This window comes from Dehalobacter sp. 12DCB1, from assembly GCF_004343605.1.
Taxonomy (GTDB): domain Bacteria; phylum Bacillota; class Desulfitobacteriia; order Desulfitobacteriales; family Syntrophobotulaceae; genus Dehalobacter.
Window position 1 is genome coordinate 74,701 of sequence record NZ_POSF01000015.1, and the last position, 19,134, is coordinate 93,834.

Genomic DNA, 19,134 nt, shown 5'->3' on the forward strand with positions numbered 1-19,134 from the left:
CCCTTCAAGTCATACCGTGTCTAAATCCCCGGTTATTTTTTACGATAGATTCCAGGTAAAATTACCTTTAATCATTCTTATTCATATGTTTCGTTCCTCACATCTTGTTAAGTAAAAATAGTACCTTGTCAATCTAAAATGATGGATCGACATGGCCCTACAGGATTTGAACACTGCTCAGTGGCCAGTAGCAGAACAGGGCTTTGCCTTCTATGCTCTGAATCGGGACACTGCCGAAGGAACGGGAATCATTCTTGCTCGCCCGATTGTCATTCAACGTAAAAACATGGTCTTCCGGCACAACAACCGTTGAAAATGTATAGGTTTTTGGTGTATTGGCATAAGGCTCGTAAATTGGTTTGTTATTAATATACGTATAACCGTTTTTAATTTCTACTTTCTCGCCTGGTAAGCCGATTACTCGTTTGATGCTTTCTACACCGTTATCTGAATAGAGAATGACATCTCCCCTGTCCAAGGTGTCAATGCTGCGGTGAAAATATTTTTCAACCAGCACCTGGCTGTCCAGCGAAAGCGTTGGCATCATTTCCGCTCCTTTAAGATGGGCAAACCCGATCAGATAAGTTTTTAGCAGCCAGGACAAGGCAAAAACGATCAGGATAATCTCAATGATTTCCTGAAGAAATTGGCTATATGGATTTTTTATCATATTGCGTCTTATTCTTACCATATTGACGATCCCTGCTTCCGGCGCGTTATTGGCTTAGACCGTTATAACAGCTGATTTTGTTCAAGCATTTGTGCAGCTGAAATATTAGCGTTCTTCACATAGATATGAGAAATCGCGCCCTGCATATAGACGGCATAAGGGGCTCTGATCGGACCATCGGCAGAAAATTCGCTCGTGGCTCCCTGAATGAAAGTTCCTCCTGCCATGATTACTTCGTCCGTATAGCCTGGCATCTCCGAAGGCAGCGGCAGAACATGCGAATCGATCGGCGAACCTTTCTGGAGACCCTGGCAAAAGGCCAGCAGTTTTTCTTTGGAATTCAGTTTTATCGCCTGAATAATATCCGTCCGCAGATCTTCCGGACCCGGATGGACTTCAAATCCCAGTCTCGACCAAAAGGCCGAAGAAAAAACGGCGGCTTTGATCGCTTCACTGACCGTCAGCGGGCTGAAGTACAATCCCTGGTACATGAGTCGAAGATTATCGAGGGTTGCTCCCACATCGGCATTGATGCCAGGTGCGGTAAACCTGGCCGCGGCTTTCGTGACCAAATCTTCTCTGCCGGCAATGTAGCCGCCTGTCGGGGCCAGCGTGCCTCCGAGATTCTTGATTAGTGATCCTGCCAGCAGGTCTACCCCCACATGTCCGGGTTCCTGATCCTCAACAAGCTCGCCGTAGCAATTATCGACGAAGATATCGATTTCCGGAAAATGCGTTTTGGCATAGCCAACAAATTCACTGATCTGGGCAATGGAAACAGAGTTTCTCCATTCATAACCCTTGGAACGCTGGATGATAAACAGCTTCGTTTGCGGAGTTACCATCGCAGCCAGTTTTTTCATTTGAATCTGACTATCAGCATCCAAAGGCAGGATATCAAAGGACACACCCCAATCAGCCAGGCTGCCGGAAATGTTGTTTTTAATTCCGATCACCTGCTGAAGCGTATCATACGGCATCCCGGTAACAGAAATAAAATGATCTCCGGGCCGGAGAACACCAAAGAGCGCTGAGGCAATCGCATGGGTACCTGATACAAACTGGTGCCTGATGATAGCTTTTTCGGTGCCCATAATGGATGCAGTGACCATGTCAAGTTTTTCTCTCCCGGAATCGCCTAGTCCGTAGCCGGTTGTTCCGTTCAGATTATAAGCTGAGACTCTGGCATCCTGGAAAGCTTTGAGCACACGTCGATGGTTCTTCTCAATGATTGGATTTATGATACAGGTTTGTTTTGTCAAAGCCTGTTCAGCATAGCACAGCGCGTCTGTAATTTTTGCGGATAAATTCAAATCGGACAAAAAACAATCCTCCATTAAGTAAAGTTCTTCTAAAATACTACATTGGATTGGCTTACTTTTCAATATACGAAAAAAATAACTTGACGATTAAGGCATAGACACATTAGACTTCATTTGGTTAAATCTCTCCTTTATACCTACGTGGCCAACCCTTCTAGTCATAATATTTGCGCTTTAAGGCGAGTGCTGAATTCACCAGGCCAATCATGACCGGCACCTCCACCAATGGTCCAATAACGGCTGTAAAAGCTACGTCGGAGGCGATGCCGAACACCGCTACAGCTACCGCAATCGCCAGTTCAAAGTTATTGCTTGCTGCTGTAAAAGCCAGTGTTACCGTCTGGTCATATTGAAAGCCGCTTTTGTAAGACATAAAGAAGCTGACAAAAAACATAACCGCAAAATAGATCAATAAGGGAATGGCTATTCTTACGACTCCCATTGGATTGGTGACAATCTCCTGCCCTTTGGTCATAAACATAATAATGATTGTATAGAGCAGGGCAATCAGAGCTAACGGTGAAATTTTAGGGATAAATACATTCTCGTACCATTCTCTTGTCTTAACTCGAATCAGTGTAAAACGAGTAATAAAACCCGCTGCAAAAGGAATCCCCAAATAAATCAGAACACTTTTAGCAACATCCCATATCGAAACATCTACGATTTGCCCGCCCCAGGAAAGGCCAAGCCATTTCGGAATTAAAGTAACAAAAAGATAGATATAGACCGAATACAAGAGTATTTGGAATATGGAGTTCAGGGCCACGAGTGCGGCACAATACTCGTTATCACCCTTCGCGAGCGTATTCCAGACAATGACCATGGCAATACATCGGGCTAAACCGATGATGATCAAACCAATAGCATAACCTGGCATATCTCTCAAAAACACGATAGCCAGCACAAACATCAAAACAGGTCCGATAATCCAGTTCTGAAGCAGTGAAAAGCTGAAGACCTTTTTATTTTGTACGACTTTGCCGATCTCTTCATATTTTACCTTGGCCAGCGGAGGGTACATCATTACGATCAGCCCGATGGCAATCGGCCAGGAAATCGTACCCGTGCTGAACTCACCCAACGATACGGCAAGGTTGGGGAACAGATAACCTCCGAAGACACCAATAGCCATTGCAATAAAGATCCAAAGCGTCAAAAATCGGTCTAAAAATAATAATCTTAATTGATTTTCATTTTCCATTTTATTCCTCCGGATTTATGTGGTTATAGGCATATTGTATCTTGTTCTCATTGATATGTAAAAGGGCAAATGTCCCCCGATCAAGAAAGATCCACTTCTTTGATACACATTAAATCCTCCCTGGACAGATTCGCCTGCCTGTAGAGCCTGACGGCCTGCCTGCGAATCGCTTTTTCGACGAAATTGCGCACCATCCGGGCATTACCGGAATAAGGCTGCATGTCATTCATATCCTGCAGGTTTCTTCGGAACACAATTTTTGCCTGCGGAGAAAATGTATATTGCCTGTCTGTCAACATCTGCTCACCAATAGACATCAGTTCATCCAGAGAGTAGTCCGGAAAATCGATATGTAGTGGAAAGCGCGACCGCAAACCGGGGTTTGTCTTTATAAACGCATCCATTTCAACCTTATATCCGGCAAGGATAAGGATAAGATTATCCTTATGGTCTTCCATCGCTTTGACTAAGGCATCAATTGCTTCCTTGCCAAAATCTTTTTCCCCACCCCTTGCCAGGGAATAGGCTTCATCAATAAACAGGATTCCGCCGAGCGCCTTTTTAACCAATTCTCTGGTCTTATTGGCTGTATGTCCGACATACTCCCCGACAAGATCTGCTCTTTCACATTCGATAATATGTCCTTTCGGCAAGACGCCCATTTCCTTAAACAATCTTCCGATCAGCCTTGCCACTGTGGTTTTTCCTGTACCCGGATTCCCGCTGAAAACCGTATGTAAGACTAAAGGCTCGGTATTCAGTTTCTCTTTTTCCCTTCGTTTACAGATTTCTACAAAAGCATACAGCTCATGAATCAGTTTTTTTACTGACTCTAAGCCAATTAAACTATCGAGTTCCGTGATGATTTCTTCAGTCTTTTTGTTACTGCTGCCGGCATAGTCCGGCAACTCAGGCTCTGATGTCAGTGGCTGGGTTTGGAGCACCGGCGGAAGATTTGATCTGAAGGTTATCTTAATGGACACAAAAGAAGCACCCCCTATAAGAACGTCATTATATATATATAACGCAGCGCAAAAAAGGTGAATCATTAATCTGGAAAAAATATAAATAATAAGAAAAATAAACATCGTGCTATGTAGGGTACATAACACGACGTTCTTTTCATTCATTTCTGTTCATTTTTTTCAGTTCTATGTCTCAGTGATATCTATCCGCTATATCTATCAGCTATATGTCCCAGTCCAATGATGGCCCCAGCAGGAAATTTACTCAGTCACTTCCCCGACTAAGGCATTTAAATTGACTTGTCTCATTGGCATTATGGTAGAAATGGCATGTTTATATACCATTTGTTGTTTGCCTTCGTAGTCCAGAACAACCGTAAAATTATCAAAACCTTTGACTAATCCTTTAAGCTGGAATCCATTGACCAAATAGATCGTAACAGGTATGTTATCCTTGCGGATTTGGTTCAAGAAAACATCCTGCAAGTTTATCGGTGATTTATTCATTTATTTCTTACCTCCATCACCATTTTTCTTATTGTCTAATTTTACCTTAGTTTCCATCACTGTGCAAGTCAAGAGAATCGCAAATTTCGTCAAGAATTTGCTGAGCCGAACATTCTGTGACGTCATACCATTTGATTCGAGGATCCCTCCTAAACCAGGTTAATTGTCTTTTGGCAAAGTGTCTGGTATCTCTCTGAAGCAGACGCAGCATTTCTTTTTGGGTGACCAAACCTCTCAAAAAATAAACGACATGACGGTAGCCGATGGTTTGAAGAGATTTTAGCCTTGGTGAATAGCCCTCCTGGAGTAAACGTAAAGTTTCTCCGATTATACCACAATCTACCATTTTCTGGCAACGTTCATTAATTCGTTCATAAATCACATCTCTTGGAGCCGTCAGCCCTAAATAAATGACTGATTCATCCAATTCAGCGTACATTTTTTCCATGTATGACCTTTGTTCAGATAATGGTTTACCGGTTAATTCAAAGATCTCTAGGGCCCTGACGATTCTTGCCGTATCGTTCACATGAAGTTTTTCGGCAGAAGCCCGATCACATTTCGCGAGTCTTTGATGCAGCTCCTTATTGCCATGCTGATTGGTATAAGCCAGCCATTTTTGCTTGATTGGGTCCGATCCTTCTTCTGGAAATTCAAATTCATCTAAAATTGAACGAATGTAAAGTCCCGTTCCACCAACGACAATCGGGATTTTCCCTTTGGCTTGAATATTCTCAATCCACTTTCTGGCCTGAGACTGGAATCCTGCCACTGTAAACGGTTCAGCCGGATCAAGCAGATCGATCAGATGATGCGGCACACCCTTCTGTTCAACCTTCGATGGTTTTGCTGATCCGATATCAAGCTTCCGGTAAACCTGAACGGAATCTCCGGAAATGATTTCTCCGTTCAGCCTGAGTGCCAGTTCGACGCCAAGAGCACTCTTGCCAACTGCTGTCGGTCCGATAATAACGATCAGGGGCTTCATTGGAAACCCTCCCCCACCCTGGCTAAATCAATGATACCAAAATCCACAGGGCTGTATTTATTCTTCTCTTCAACATAAAAACCTAGCCGGGCAAATTCACTGCTGCCTTTTCGCTCTTTCAACACAACCCTTTTTCTGGCCACGCGGCATGCTTCCCAGATTGTGCCTTTGTCCAAAGGATTCGGGTCGGACCATTTCTTCAACGGCCGGATCGAGGAAGATTCTTTAACCGTAACACGGAACATTGGATCAAAATAGACGACATCCACAGATGCATCCGGCAGCCCTTCCAATATCCTGGTATGATCTGCCCAGACCGTTTCAATTCGGGAAGCGGCCCGGCTCAATTCTGTCCAGGCCTGAGTTTTTTCCTGAGACATTTTCTTGGCAGGTTTAAAGTGGTTGACCTGATCTAGACCATCCTGAACCAAAAAATGGATCAGCGGTGAGCTTTCCACAGCAATCACGCTGCCTTTGCCGCCTGCCGCATACGCAGCAATTAGTGTATCCGATGCAAGGCCCATGGTCGCATCAAGAAAAATATCCCCGGCCTCAAGATTTACGGCCTGAAGAAAACGATCCGGCACGCCGCGTAAGATATTGATCATCCTTAACAACGCCATACTTGGATGGAAAAAGAGCCTTTCTCCATCATCTTCAAGACAGAGCTTCTGTTTAACGTAACGAAGCATCGGAAGATCATCAGCTTCTGATAAGGTATCTATCGAAACAATTTTTATTCCGGATTGCATACTGAGTTTTTCAAGCCGCAGTTTAAGTTTTTCATCTGACCGTTTATAGGCGATCACATTATCCGTTTGATCCATTCTATTATCCTATCAATCTATTTTCCTGTCTGCCTCATTGATCTTATTTATTTGATCACTTTAATTGATCATTATTTGGAAATTAAATTCTTTTTATTCCCTCTCAAACTTATGATTGAGTTCTTTCTCAGATATCTGAATGATCGTAGGGCGGCCGTGGGGACAGGAGTAAGGATTATCTGCTCTGCCCAATTTCTGTATGATTTCATCCATTTCCTGAACCATTAGGCGCTCTTTGCCTTTGACAGCCGACCTGCAGGCCAGCATCATGATCCACTCTTCCAGAAGTTTCTCCAAGGATGGAGAAAAAGATGTGTTCAGGATTTCATCAATAAAGGCCTTGAACATCTTCCCCGGTGATTCCAGGTTTTCCAACAGCGGGACCCCTCGCAGAAAGTACGTCCTGTCTCCGAAGTGTTCAAAAATGAAGCCCATTCCGTGCAGTTCGTCAAAATGCGCAAGCAGGATCTGCTCCTCCTGAACTGTAAGCTCTACCGTTTCCGGAATCAAAAGGAGCTGGCTTGCCGCTTCGCTTCGTTTGGCAAGCCGGAGCAGGCTTTCGTATCTGATACGTTCATGGGCTGCGTGCTGGTCTATAATATACAGATTCTTGTCGTCTGCAGCAAGAATATACAGATGAAAGACTTGACCGACAGCCTTCAGTTCCAGGAATTTCGGGACGGTTTCCTTATCCTGATGCGAAGTGTGAGATACTTCAGTCATTTCGTCCGGGAAGATCTTTGAAATACTGTCGGTGATGCGCTCAAGATCGCGGTTCGTAGCAATCCCCGGATTACGATCAGAAATTGTATCAGAAATACGCTCTGGAACCTGATTAGGTGCACTTTCTAGTATACCCCCGGATAATCTGTCAGAAATGTAGTCTGTCTGGTCTGACTGTGGTTCAGACAGTTGTTCTTTAAGGTATGGGTAATGATGTTCTTTTATCTTCTCTACATCTCTGAAAGACTGAGCTTTTGGGATGACTGGTATATCAGGATCGCACACCGGAGAGCTTTGATCTGACCTATTCGGTTCCAGCGGTCGGTATAATATCTTGAGTTGTTCCCAGTGAGATGGACTGGATTCAGCCGGAGTGGATTCCGATGTCCTTGTTTTTCCCGTAAAGGAATATTTCCGCATTGGAAAACTGTCCAGAAGGTTTTTCCGGATAACCTCCGCAATCTTTCTGCTTAAGTTTTTTTCTTCTTTAAATTTGATTTCCAGTTTGGCGGGATGGACATTCACGTCATAATCCGAAGGAGGCAGGTTCAGCGAAATAACGCATACCGGATAGGTATTGGCGGGAATCAGCGTATGATAACCGTCTTTAATGGCCTGATTCATTAACTGGGAACGGATCACCCTGCCGTTAACAAAAAAGGTAAGACCGCTGCGTGACGACCTGACATGCTCCGGCATGCTGACATAACCGAAAATCTCAAGGCTTTCATCCTGGTAGGATATCGGCAGCATTTTACGGGCAGCATCATTGCCACTGACGGCTGCTATGGCCTCGAGAAGACTGCCGTTTCCAGGCGTATGCAGTAAGATACTATTCGGGTGACGCAGGGAAAAAGCAACATCAGGTCTAGCTAAGGAAAGCCTGCCAACCATGTCGGAAATCCAGCCAAACTCCGTAACGGCTGAACGCAGGAACTTGTGTCTGGCCGGTGTATTATAAAACAAGTCTTTGACAGTTACGACTGTACCCGACGGGCATCCGATTTCCGTCATGGAAAGAAACGTGCCGCCCTCAACTTTTAATTCCTGTCCTGCAACATCATCCGGTGTCCGCGTCATAATACTCAATTTGGATACCGAAGCGATGCTCGGCAGTGCTTCTCCGCGAAAGCCTAATGTTCTGAGGTCATCGAGGTCTGTAATTGCCGATATTTTACTGGTAGCATGCGGAAGAACTGCTAGACGCAAATCTTCAGCTAGAATTCCAGCGCCGTCGTCTTTCACTCTGATTAGCGCCGTACCTCCGCCCTCTACACTGATATCTATTTTTCGGGCACCGGCATCCAGGGCATTTTCGACCAGTTCTTTGACTACGGAAAGAGGCCTTTCCACAACCTCGCCGGCTGCAATCTGGTTAATGCAATGCTCATCAAGGAGCTTAATTCTAGCCGCCAAATGGATTCACTTCCCTGCCGTCTGTCCATAAATGGACTTGATTTCTTAGTTGATTTTGCAGTAAAACAGTTTTTTCTGATTTCTGAAAAGTTTCTGCCAGGTCGTATCCAGCTTGTTCGCAATCGGGACATGCTTCAAACGGAATTCTGACAAGTACCGCTTTCTGAAAAACCGACGGTTTTTGGGATATCATCAGCACCGTCCCCCCGCAATGACTGCATTTGCGGATGTATTCCCTGCGGTTCTCTTTAAATCCGTCCGTATCATAATAAATACTTTTCTCGGAATATACCCAGTCACCTGCCGGCAAAAACGGTTCTTTACGGAAAGCCCAGGAAGGCCGGACAGCCTCATTCGTTCTTTTCAGATCGGTCAGAAAAGAGCGGATCGTATCACCGCCAATTTCAGTATTCTGAGGCTTCTGCGACTCCACCACCCCGGAATAATCTTCTCCGGCCAGCGCCAGGAAAATAGCCATGTTGATATAAGGCAGTGCGCCTTCAATCGCGTATCCGCCTTCCAGTACTGCAAGATCAGGCTTGATCATTTCAGTGATTTTGCCATAACCTCTGGCCGTCACATTCATCGAAGCCAACGGATCCGTGAAATGGTTGTCCTGTCCGGCGGAATTGATGATCAGATCCGGTTTAAAGACTTCCACTGCAGGCATAATCCAGTTTTCCAGCGCATAGAGAAAACCTTCATCGCCGACTCCCGGCAGAAGCGGGATATTCAGCACGGATCCCCAGGCATTCGGCCCGCCTTTTTCTTCCGTAAATCCGGTTCCGGGAAATATGGTTCTGCCGTCCTGATGGATCGATATATATAAAACATTCGGATCATGATAAAAAATATCCTGCGTCCCGTCACCGTGATGAACATCCGTGTCAATGACGGCAATTTTTTTGATGCCGTATTTGGCTCGGAGGACATTAATTAGAATAGCCTCATTATTTAGGGTGCAAAATCCTCTGTTTCCCCAAACTGTCGCTCCAGAATGATGGCCTGGCGGGCGTACCAGCGCAAAGCCGTTCGTGATTTCTTTTTTCATCAGCGCGTTGCCCAGAACCAGCGAACTGCCAACAGCTATCAGATGGGCATCGAGATTATGCTGTTGGAAATCCGGAAAAATCGCCTGGGTTCGTAAAACATCAAAGAGATCCGCCACCCCGGGAGAGTATTGTCTGACCTGGGGAAGATCCATGATCCCTTCTTCAAAGATCTGTTCCTGGGTGTAAAGCAAGCGTTCTTCCCGTTCAGGATGGAATTCCCCAAGAGACCAGTCAAAAGCCGGAAAAAAGATAATTCCTGTCTTGTTCATGACTGTATCCTCCCAATGACTCCCGGCGGAACATGCATCGCACCTTTGACAATCTGACCAACCGTATGATAATTCTCAACCAGCGGGAAATAATCAAAGATCTCTTTCTCCAAGTCGTCTGTTTCTATTCCAAGACCGGCTGCCTGTTTTTGCGCTAATTCTTTTAAAAAATTTTCTACTTCCCGATGGGGTTTTTTTGGTCCGGTCCAAATACCTTGCTCCCCGGTTTCCTCTATCCTGTAAATGGAGAACTTCGTATCCAGGTGGAGCGTCCAGGAAAAGGTTGGTTTAGCCATCGCTGCTCCGATCGCATTGGAGACTTCCGAGAATTTAGTCAAAACCGTTCTCATCTTCATCCTGTTCTCGAGTGCTGCCTCAAGCCCCGGTGCTCCTCCTCCGCTGAGTTGGATATAGAATTTAAAATCATCATGATGATGGAGGACTTCCCAGACCTTATAGGCCGGCTCGGTTTTCCATTCTTCTAGCAGCTGCTGAATGGCCCGGGCAATTTTTTCAACCATTTTCTCAACGATGATTTCTGCTGTCCGGCGCAGATCAGATGCTGTTCTTTGGTTCTCGGGCAGGAGCATGCCAAGTGCTTCTTCAGCCCGCTGCAGATCACCGTAATCCGTCAGATTCAGGTAGCGCAGCGCATCCGTAGGTGTCGGGCTGATTCCTCCTATGCAGTAGGCAGGACCTAAGCGGTAGTCGGCCAGCATAATCTCTCCCTGATCCAGACAGACAGCTGAATCCCCTCCAATAGAGGCTGAACGTACAGCCAGGGAACGGACATTTGTCAGGAAGGGTCCGATCTGCGCACCGTGGGTGCTGATTAACGGAGATCCGGATAGTACGAGCCCTATATCGGTCGTGGTTCCGCCGATATCAACAACGACATAGGATTCCTCCGGATTGCTCTGGGCGAGCGTTCCAAGTACACTTGCCGCTGGTCCGGAGTAAATCGACTCAACCGGTCTGATCTTTGCCAGCGGCAAGACCCCACCATCCGCCTTTAGTACCCGAATCGGCGCCCGGCATCCCCTTGCCTCAACCGCCATTTTCAACTGATAAGCAAAGTTCTGAAACAATTCTGTTGCGGCCAGGTTGAGATAGGTCGTCAGCGTTCTACGGTAGAAATTGGATTTTCCGGACTGGTTTCCCAGAGCTGTCGTAATTCCGGGTACCTCTCTATGCAAATAGGCTGCCAGCTGCTCCTCAAAGACATTGTTGCGATGGGAGAATTTGCTGACAATGGCCGTAAGCGGCTTAACGGATTGTTGATTCAATTTTTCAGCAAGCGTCTGCCACTCTGATTGATCCGCTGGCACAACGACCCTTCCCCGATAATCCAAAACACCGGTTAAGACACTGTAGTCCACCGGCCAAGGCAATGAGGAGAGCTTCATCCCGGTCCCCGGGAAAAGGATCAGTTCAACCTCAGGAAGGTGTTTTTGCATAATCGCATTTGTTACAAGCGTCGTACTGACGGTAATGGTTTCGATGTTCTTAGCCTTGGAAATTTGGAGATAATCCAGGGCGCTGATAAGTGTATTCAGAATGTCATCCTGATTGGTCGGAATTTTACCCTTACGCTCGATCACGCCATTCGTGATCATGACAGCATCGGTAAACGTTCCGCCCACATCGATGCCAATAAGGCTGGCCATGTTATCTCCTCCTTTTTTTAAATGTAGTTTGTTCATATCAAATTAAATCATTGTTTGGGTCATGTTTGTGTAAGCAGTTTTGTTATTGCTCAAATCATTTTTGTATGGGGTTGGTCTGCGCAATCAGTAACGTTTTCGGCTATTGCGCCCTCCGTGGCGCAAAAAGCCGCGCTCCGCATCGTGCTCCGCTAACACTATTACTGATTACGCAGACAATATTATTATCAAGTTACGTATCATTTTAAGCTTTATATGCCAGGATCAAGTCCTGCTTGTAAGCACATATACCATATTTTCTGTCTTCCTTCTTCTCCAACCCAACGCCTCACTTCATGTGGAATATGAGAAAGCAACTGAGCTGCGGTAAGTAATAAATCTTCTTTAGAGTACAGGCTTCCATCTAAATAGATTGGATATCGAGAGTCTTCAGCATGAATTAAAAACTCCCATAATGTTGTTGCAGGGCCATTATGCCCAATAGTTATCTCTCCTCTACCTTGCAAAAATCTAAATTTTGGTGATTCGTAACCAGGAATCACTCCTAAGGTTGGAGCAAAATTAGCAAGAACCTTGGTTAACTTTGATACCAGTTCAGGTAATCCAATAAAGGTTTATAGGAGCATACCATATTCTAAAACCTCTAGCCTTCAAAGCTCCGACTAATCGAGACACATTTTGGCAAGTAAAACTACCCGAACAGCCTTATGATCAGTCTGGGTGCCACAGTTCCGCGACAAGCGGAGCATGGAGTGCGCAGCGCGGCTTTTTGCGCCACGGAGGGCGCAATAGCCGAAAGCGGTATTGTGGCACCCAGACTGGCCACATACAAAGGTTTTTCGTTTTCGAAAAGACCACAACATAAGAATGCAGAAAGGCCTCATTAAGATATCACACAATAACACACAAGAAATGCCATTAAATAATCTTCGTCGCCTTAACACGGCTAATAAGATCATACAAGTAGTCCATCGCCTGACGCGGCGCAAGATTGTCCAGATCGAGTTCTTCAAGCTCCTTGAATATCGGATGCGTGATCTGGTTATCGAACAGTGACGGCTGCAGCATATTGGCATCAACAGCTTTTACTATCTTGCGCTGGGTCGGGGAATTTTCGAGTTCACCGAGAATGATGGCCGCCCTTTTTAAGAGATGAGGCGGAAGGCCGGCAATCTTCGCCACATGAAGGCCATAACTCCGGTCAGCTTTGCCGGGAAGTATTTTATGCAGGAAAATAACGTCGTCCCCTTGTTCCCTAACAGCTACATGCAGATTAAAAACTTCAGGATAACGTTCTTCCAATTCGGTTAGCTCGTGGTAATGCGTCGCAAATAACGTTTTGGCTTTAATGTCAGGGTTTTCAACCAGGTACTCGGCAATGGCCCAGGCTAGACTGAGACCGTCAAACGTGGCTGTTCCCCTGCCGACTTCGTCCAGAATGATCAGACTGTCCGCCGTGGCATTTTTGAGGATATGGGCAACTTCGTTCATTTCGACCATAAATGTGCTTTGCCCTGCCGCCAGATTATCGGCGGCTCCTACCCGGGTAAAAATACAGTCGGCAATCGAAATGGCGGCCTTCTGGGCAGGCACGAAGCTACCGATCTGGGCCATTAAAACGATCAGGGCTACCTGGCGCATATAGGTCGATTTCCCGGCCATATTGGGGCCGGTAATCAGAGCAAGGTGCTTATTACGGGTAAGATAAGTATCATTCGGAACAAACGTATCACAGATTCTTTCCACAACCGGATGCCGTCCCTCAACAATATGAATGATCCCATCGGAGCGTATTTCCGGTTTGACATAGTTGTTCTGAATGGCTGTTCCGGCCAACGAGACAAAAACATCGATTTCAGCCAGCGACTGGGCAGCGTTAATGATCAGCAGCGAACAAGCCAGAACCTTGTCCCGAAGTATAGAAAACAGCTGATATTCGAGATCACTGAGTTTGTCCTGCGCAGTCAGAACGCGCTGCTCGTATTCCTTTAATTCCGGGGTGATGAATCGCTCGGCATTAACCAGCGTCTGTTTTCGCTGATAATCATCCGGAATCAAATGAGCATTCGCATTGGTAATTTCGATAAAGTACCCAAAGTTCTTATTGAAGCCGATCTTCAACGAACGGATTTTGGTACGTTCTCTTTCCTGGTTTTCGAGGCGGGCAATCCATTCTTTGCCGCCGGAAGATATCGCCCTTAAACTGTCAATTTCTGCTGAATAGCCGTTCTGAATAATATTCCCGTCCTTCGGAGAGTATGGTGCTTCAGGATTTATGGCCGCAAGCAGTTCCTGTGCAAGGTCATCAAGTCCTGCCAAGGACGGCAGGTATTTAGCCAATTTTTGAGAACCGTTGTCAGTGATGCAATCCCTGACCTTAGGCAGGCAGGATAACGTGCTGCCCAACGCCAGCAGATCCCGGGGACTTGCTTTGCCTAGGGACAGTTTTCCAAGCAGTCTTTCCAGGTCATACACTGTTGTCAAAGCTTTTTGTATATCTTGGCGTAAAAAAGTATTCAGCGTTAACTCTTCGACGGAAGCCAGTCGTTCATTAATGCTTTCAGGATCGCGTAAGGGTTGCTGCACCCAGTTTCTGAGCAGTCTGGCTCCAAAGGCCGTTTTGGTTAAATTCAAGGTAGAAAATAAAGTCCCTTTCTCATCGCTGGTTCGCAGTGATTCGACAAGTTCAAGATTCCTTCTGGTCCATTTATCGAGAACCATTGTCGTGCTGCTTTGGCTCACCGAAATGCGCAGAATATGTTCCTGTCCCGAGTTAGGAATATTTTGACTGATATACTGCCAGAGTCCGGCGGCAGCTTTGCAGGCAACCGGCATTTGCTGCAAAAGCTCTGCCTGCTTCTTAAATCTTTCACTAAGTTCAGCCGTCCTCTGGAACAAATTTTTTTCGATCGCTGTCAGATAATAATCCGTAAATAGTTTGGGCAGCATCGCAATGTCCTTGGACAGGATAAGTTCGGAAGGTGCAATACGGTTTAATTCCGCCTGCAGTATCTGAATGGAAGGCGTCTCCATGATCCGAAAATCACCGGTTGTGATGTCGAGATAAGCGAGCGCCCACGTTTTCTCCTTATATACACACGCCAGAAAGTTATTCTTTGTTTCCGAGCTGATACTGTCCAGCGTACCCGGCGTCACAATCCGGACAATGTCTCTTTTGACAATTCCTTTACTGGCTTGAGGATCTTCCATTTGTTCACAAATGGCAACTTTAAATCCGGCAGTGACCAATTTCAGAAGATAACCATCCACGGCATGATGCGGAACTCCGCACATGGGTATTTTCTGGCCCTTGCCTGCGTCTCGCGCCGTTAGCACGATTTCCAGAACCGGAGCAGCGGTCTCGGCATCCTGGCCAAACATTTCATAAAAATCGCCAAGCCTGAAAAACAGGATTGTATCCGGTACCCTGTTCTTTATCTCTTGATATTGCTGCAGCATGGGTGTATTCATGGCTCACTTAGCTCCCCAAAAAGCGTCCAGGAATTTGCAGATCTGATTATAACCGAAACGAGCGAACCAACCAAGTCCTCCCTGCCTTCAAATACAACGATCTCATTTCCTCTGGTACGGCCTGTTAAATATTTAGGATCCGACTTACTGGGTCCTTCCACTAGAATTCCATAGCGGTTGCCAATCATTTTCTGGCGCCAGTTCAGACTCTGAGAATTTTGAAGCGACATCAGTCTCTGCAGACGGTTTTTCTTGATATCGAGCGGAACCTGATCCGGAAGCAACGCCCCCGCCGTCCCGGATCGTTTGGAAAACATAAAGGTAAAAGCCTGGTTGAAAGGCATTGTATTGACAAGATCAAGCGTCAGTTCGAAATCTTCTTCCGTTTCTCCGGGAAACCCAACAATAATATCGGTTGTCAATCGGGCCTCGGGTACAATTTCCAGAATACGCGCAATTCTTTCCAGGTAATATTCCCTGGTATACCCTCTGTTCATTGCCGTCAGCACTTGATTGCTTCCGGCTTGGAACGGCAGATGGAAGTGCTCACAGATATGCTCACCGCGGGCTACCGTCTCAATCAACTTATCACTGAAATCTTTCGGATGAGAGGTCATAAACCGGATTCGGTAAAGCCCTTCAATTTGATCAATTTCAGTCAGTAAATCGGAAAAATCATACGCAAAACCGTCTTTTTTCCCGTAGGAATTGACATTCTGACCGAGCAAGGTCACATCACGGCAGCCATTCTCGACAAGTGCCCTGATTTCGTCCAGAATGACGTCCATCGGCCGGCTGCGTTCTCTTCCCCTGACATAAGGAACAATGCAATAGGCACAATAATTGTCACAGCCATACATAATGTTGACATTGGTCCGAAGCTTTCCTTTTTCAGCCAAAGGAACAACCTCAGTAGTTTCACAGGCCGCCTCGGAAACAAGCGAGGCTCTTCCGCCCCGATCCGCTGTTTTCAGCAAACCTTCAAATTGATGATGATCAAAGGTCCCTGTCCAGATATCGACATGAGGGGCTCTTTTTTGGAGTTTTTCCAGCAGGCCGGGCTGTTGAATCATGCATCCGGCAACCGCAATCTTGAGCTGCGGTTTTTTTTCTTTCAGTTTTTTCAATTGACCGATTTTGCCAATAATTTTATTTTCGGCGCTTTCTCTGACACAGCAGGTATTAATGATAACCAAATCGGCCTGTTCAGGGTTCTTTGTACGCTCGTACCCGTTTTTTTCCGAAATGGCCGTCAAGGTCTCGGCATCCCGCTCGGACATTTGACAGCCATACGAAATCGTACACACTTTCTTATTCATTTTGTTCGACATGTATTCAATCAATCCTCTGCTTGAAAGCTATAATATTTATGCAGATAAAAACTGTTGCTATGAAGACTTACTTAAAAACTTATGATCAGTCTGAAGGCCACAGTTCCGCTGTGTATTGTGGCCTTCAGACCTACCCGGTTTATTACATTTTCGAAACGGACTGGTAGTAAAGTGCCAGCGTTCCCGGTCCGACATGACTGCCTACAACACAACCAATATCACTAATAATCACGTCTTTGACAGGCAGTGCATTTTTAATTTCTTCAGCCAGGGCTTCGGCTTCTTCCATACACGCCGAATGAGAAATCCCGATTACTTGCTTTTCTGCTTCGACGATTTCATTTTTCATGATTTCGATGAGCTTGCGGATCGCAGCTTTTCTGGATCTGACTTTGTTGAATACATCAATTTTCCCTTCCACATTCATGTGCAAAATTGGTTTAACATCCAGAAGTCCGGCAACAAATCCGGCTGTTTTGCTTAATCTTCCGCCTTTGACAAGGTATTCCAGCGTATCAATGGTAAAAATGTACCGCATTTTATTTCTAATCTCCATGATTTGGGGTTCAATCTCCTGCCAGATATCGGTATGCAACAGTATTTCTGACGTAAGTATGGCCTGCAGCCCGAATCCCAAAGATGCACCAAGACTGTCGATGATATGTATTTTTTCCGGAGCGCTGCACATTTCCCGCACCATCACTGCCGTTTGACAAGTTGAACTTAAGCCGGAAGACAGGTGTATGGCAATGACTTCTTTACCTTCAGCTAATACTTTTTCGTAGGCATCTTTTAAGAGATTCAAATTAGGCTGCGAAGTCTTCGGGAGTTCTTTATAGTTTTTGAAGTCAGCATAGAATTTGTCCGGAAAAATATCGATTCCTTCTGCATAGGTAACCCCATCAATATTTACCGGCATTGGGACAACAACAATCCCAATTTTTTCAGCTAAATCTCTTGGGATATCTGAAGCGCTGTCTACTACGATCTGAAATGGCATGCTATCACTCCATCCAAAAAATGATACTATAAATAATCCTACCAATTACATCCTGTTTGTCAAGTTTTTTGGGAAACTTAGGTTACACTTAGATCTATCGGAAAGATGTACTGTACATCTTTCCGATAGACTTAGACAGTTTAAAAAAAAATAGCGCTTGTCCAAGCGCTATTCCATTCCTGTTTTTAGAGATAGTTCAAAGGATTTACAGTACTGCCGTTAATGATTACTTCAAAATGCAGGTGTGATCCTGTCGAATTACCGGTTGAGCCTACATTGCCAATATGTTGGCCCTTGGAAACAGTTTCTCCGACACCCACAAGTAGTTTGGAAGAATGACCATACCGTGTGGAAACACCATTACCATGGTCGATAACGATACAGTATCCATACCCGCCATCCCAGCGGGCTTCAACCACTGTACCGGAAGCAGCTGCATAATAGGGCTGGCCGGTAACTCCATCAATGTCGATTCCAGTATGGAAGCTTCCATGACGAGAACCATAATAGGAGGTAATGCCTCCACTGATGGGCCAGCTTAAACCGGAAATACTGCCGGATCCGCGGGATGTCCCCACATAGACAATTGAGCGGCCAGGTCCTTTGGCAACAATCTGATTTACAGGTTTACTGAGGACTTCTTCCTTAATAACCTGTTTTTCGATCATTTTACCATTTTCCTCAACATACGAATATGTAACGGCCTTTTCACCATCTTTACCCGCCTGCTTAATGATACTCTTGCCATAGCTGAGACTTCTGTCCGTCTTGGAAACCACATCAAACGGAACAACCTCACTGACTACTTTCGTACCTTCACTTCGTACTGTAAGGTAAGGCTTTGTTTGAACAAGCTTGATTTTCTGTCCTGGCTGAATGATTGAGTCTTCAGTAAATCCCGGGTTAGCAGCAATTACTTCATCCGTCAGCATATTGTTCTTACGGGCAATCAGCCATAAAGAATCATCTTCTTGAATGGTATAAATGGTTTCTGCTACATCGCCTTTAACCAAGATTTCCAAAGCAGCATCAATTGTCTTGACTTCACCCGGGTGAACCTTTGATGCAATTTTGGAGACCGGTTCAACAATTTTGACTGAAGAAACAGTATTATTTTTCGAAGGCTTCGTCTGATAATCCTCATACTTTTTCAACAAAGTATTGATGTCTTGTTCACTGGCTAAAACAACCACGACTTTGCCATTCACCTGTAACCCATAGCCATTGACATACGGCTTAATGGCACTTGCCAAAACATCTTTAGACACCGGCCCGGTATAATCTTCATTCTTTAATCTTAGACTTTTATATTCTATGGTATCGCTGGTCTGAGCAACGGTTCCAGCTGTACTCCCCTGCTGGGTAAGAACCTCTTGAACCAGTTGTTTAGCCTCAGATTTACTTGCTGCATAACCAATGTTTTTGCCGTTTACAACAATACCTACTGCCGGAGTTGTCGAGCTAAAATAAAAACAACTACTGAAAATCACTGCCAAAGCCAGCACGGTGATCCCGATCGTTTTTGGAGATTTCCAGGAAATATTTTTAATCTTTGCTGCTGTCTTCGAAAAAATTTCTTTATATTCGATTTTATTTGCTAAGTTTACGACGCCAAATTTTATTCTTTTCGCTTGCTTAGCCAAAGCCTCTGCAGTATTCGCTTTTTTTAATTTTTGTCTGACTTTGTCCAGATAATTTTTATTTATCTTTCTACTAATCATTCTC

The 19,134-nt window shown here is 45.2% G+C and carries 14 protein-coding genes; all 14 read right to left on the reverse strand.

Annotated features, from left to right (window positions below):
* Window positions 1–157 precede the first annotated feature (157 nt).
* The 14 genes from lepB to C1I38_RS09215 all read right to left on the reverse strand — a co-directional run bounded on the left by lepB (window position 158) and on the right by C1I38_RS09215 (window position 19,130).
* Entirely contained in the window at window positions 158–691 is a 534-nt protein-coding gene (lepB, locus tag C1I38_RS09145; RefSeq protein WP_119775119.1) for a signal peptidase I, read from the reverse strand.
* A gap of 41 nt (window positions 692–732) precedes the next feature.
* The gene (locus tag C1I38_RS09150; protein WP_119775120.1) at window positions 733–2,007 is read right to left on the reverse strand and encodes a methionine gamma-lyase family protein; all 1,275 of its coding nucleotides are present in this window, start codon (window positions 2,005–2,007) and stop codon (window positions 733–735) included.
* A 139-nt stretch (window positions 2,008–2,146) separates the two neighbouring features.
* Window positions 2,147–3,196, reverse strand: a complete 1,050-nt coding sequence (gene arsB, locus C1I38_RS09155) for an ACR3 family arsenite efflux transporter (protein ID WP_119775121.1) — start codon at window positions 3,194–3,196, stop codon at window positions 2,147–2,149.
* An 80-nt stretch (window positions 3,197–3,276) separates the two neighbouring features.
* Window positions 3,277–4,179 (reverse strand): AAA family ATPase, encoded by a 903-nt coding sequence (locus C1I38_RS09160; protein WP_119775122.1) that lies wholly within the window; start codon window positions 4,177–4,179, stop codon window positions 3,277–3,279.
* 243 nt (window positions 4,180–4,422) lie between these two features.
* A complete protein-coding gene (gene hfq, locus C1I38_RS09165) occupies window positions 4,423–4,668 on the reverse strand; it encodes an RNA chaperone Hfq (RefSeq protein WP_119775123.1) in 246 nt (81 codons plus the stop codon).
* Between the two features lie 46 nt (window positions 4,669–4,714).
* Window positions 4,715–5,656, reverse strand: a complete 942-nt coding sequence (miaA, locus tag C1I38_RS09170; protein WP_119775124.1) for a tRNA (adenosine(37)-N6)-dimethylallyltransferase MiaA — start codon at window positions 5,654–5,656, stop codon at window positions 4,715–4,717.
* The gene (locus C1I38_RS09175; protein WP_119775125.1) at window positions 5,653–6,483 is read right to left on the reverse strand and encodes a class I SAM-dependent methyltransferase; all 831 of its coding nucleotides are present in this window, start codon (window positions 6,481–6,483) and stop codon (window positions 5,653–5,655) included. The genes miaA and C1I38_RS09175 overlap by 4 nt, the downstream gene beginning before the upstream one ends.
* A gap of 93 nt (window positions 6,484–6,576) precedes the next feature.
* Window positions 6,577–8,622, reverse strand: coding sequence for a DNA mismatch repair endonuclease MutL (mutL, locus tag C1I38_RS09180; RefSeq protein ID WP_119775126.1), 2,046 nt, complete (start codon window positions 8,620–8,622; stop codon window positions 6,577–6,579).
* Complete coding sequence (locus tag C1I38_RS09185) at window positions 8,612–9,943, reverse strand: histone deacetylase (protein ID WP_119775127.1); 1,332 nt, start codon at window positions 9,941–9,943, stop codon at window positions 8,612–8,614. The genes mutL and C1I38_RS09185 overlap by 11 nt, the downstream gene beginning before the upstream one ends.
* Window positions 9,940–11,610, reverse strand: a complete 1,671-nt coding sequence (locus C1I38_RS09190; RefSeq protein ID WP_119775128.1) for a hydantoinase/oxoprolinase family protein — start codon at window positions 11,608–11,610, stop codon at window positions 9,940–9,942. Before C1I38_RS09190 ends, C1I38_RS09185 begins: the two co-directional genes overlap by 4 nt.
* A gap of 915 nt (window positions 11,611–12,525) precedes the next feature.
* The gene (mutS, locus tag C1I38_RS09200; protein ID WP_119775130.1) at window positions 12,526–15,078 is read right to left on the reverse strand and encodes a DNA mismatch repair protein MutS; all 2,553 of its coding nucleotides are present in this window, start codon (window positions 15,076–15,078) and stop codon (window positions 12,526–12,528) included.
* On the reverse strand, window positions 15,075–16,409 hold the full coding sequence (gene miaB, locus C1I38_RS09205) for a tRNA (N6-isopentenyl adenosine(37)-C2)-methylthiotransferase MiaB (protein ID WP_119775131.1): 1,335 nt from the start codon (window positions 16,407–16,409) through the stop codon (window positions 15,075–15,077). The genes mutS and miaB overlap by 4 nt, the downstream gene beginning before the upstream one ends.
* Before the next feature lie 142 nt (window positions 16,410–16,551).
* Window positions 16,552–17,409, reverse strand: a complete 858-nt coding sequence (locus C1I38_RS09210; protein WP_119775132.1) for a DegV family protein — start codon at window positions 17,407–17,409, stop codon at window positions 16,552–16,554.
* A 185-nt stretch (window positions 17,410–17,594) separates the two neighbouring features.
* Window positions 17,595–19,130 carry a peptidoglycan DD-metalloendopeptidase family protein gene (locus C1I38_RS09215; protein ID WP_119775133.1) on the reverse strand — a complete coding sequence of 512 codons (1,536 nt, stop codon included), beginning with the start codon at window positions 19,128–19,130 and terminating at the stop codon, window positions 17,595–17,597.
* Window positions 19,131–19,134: the final 4 nt, after the last annotated feature.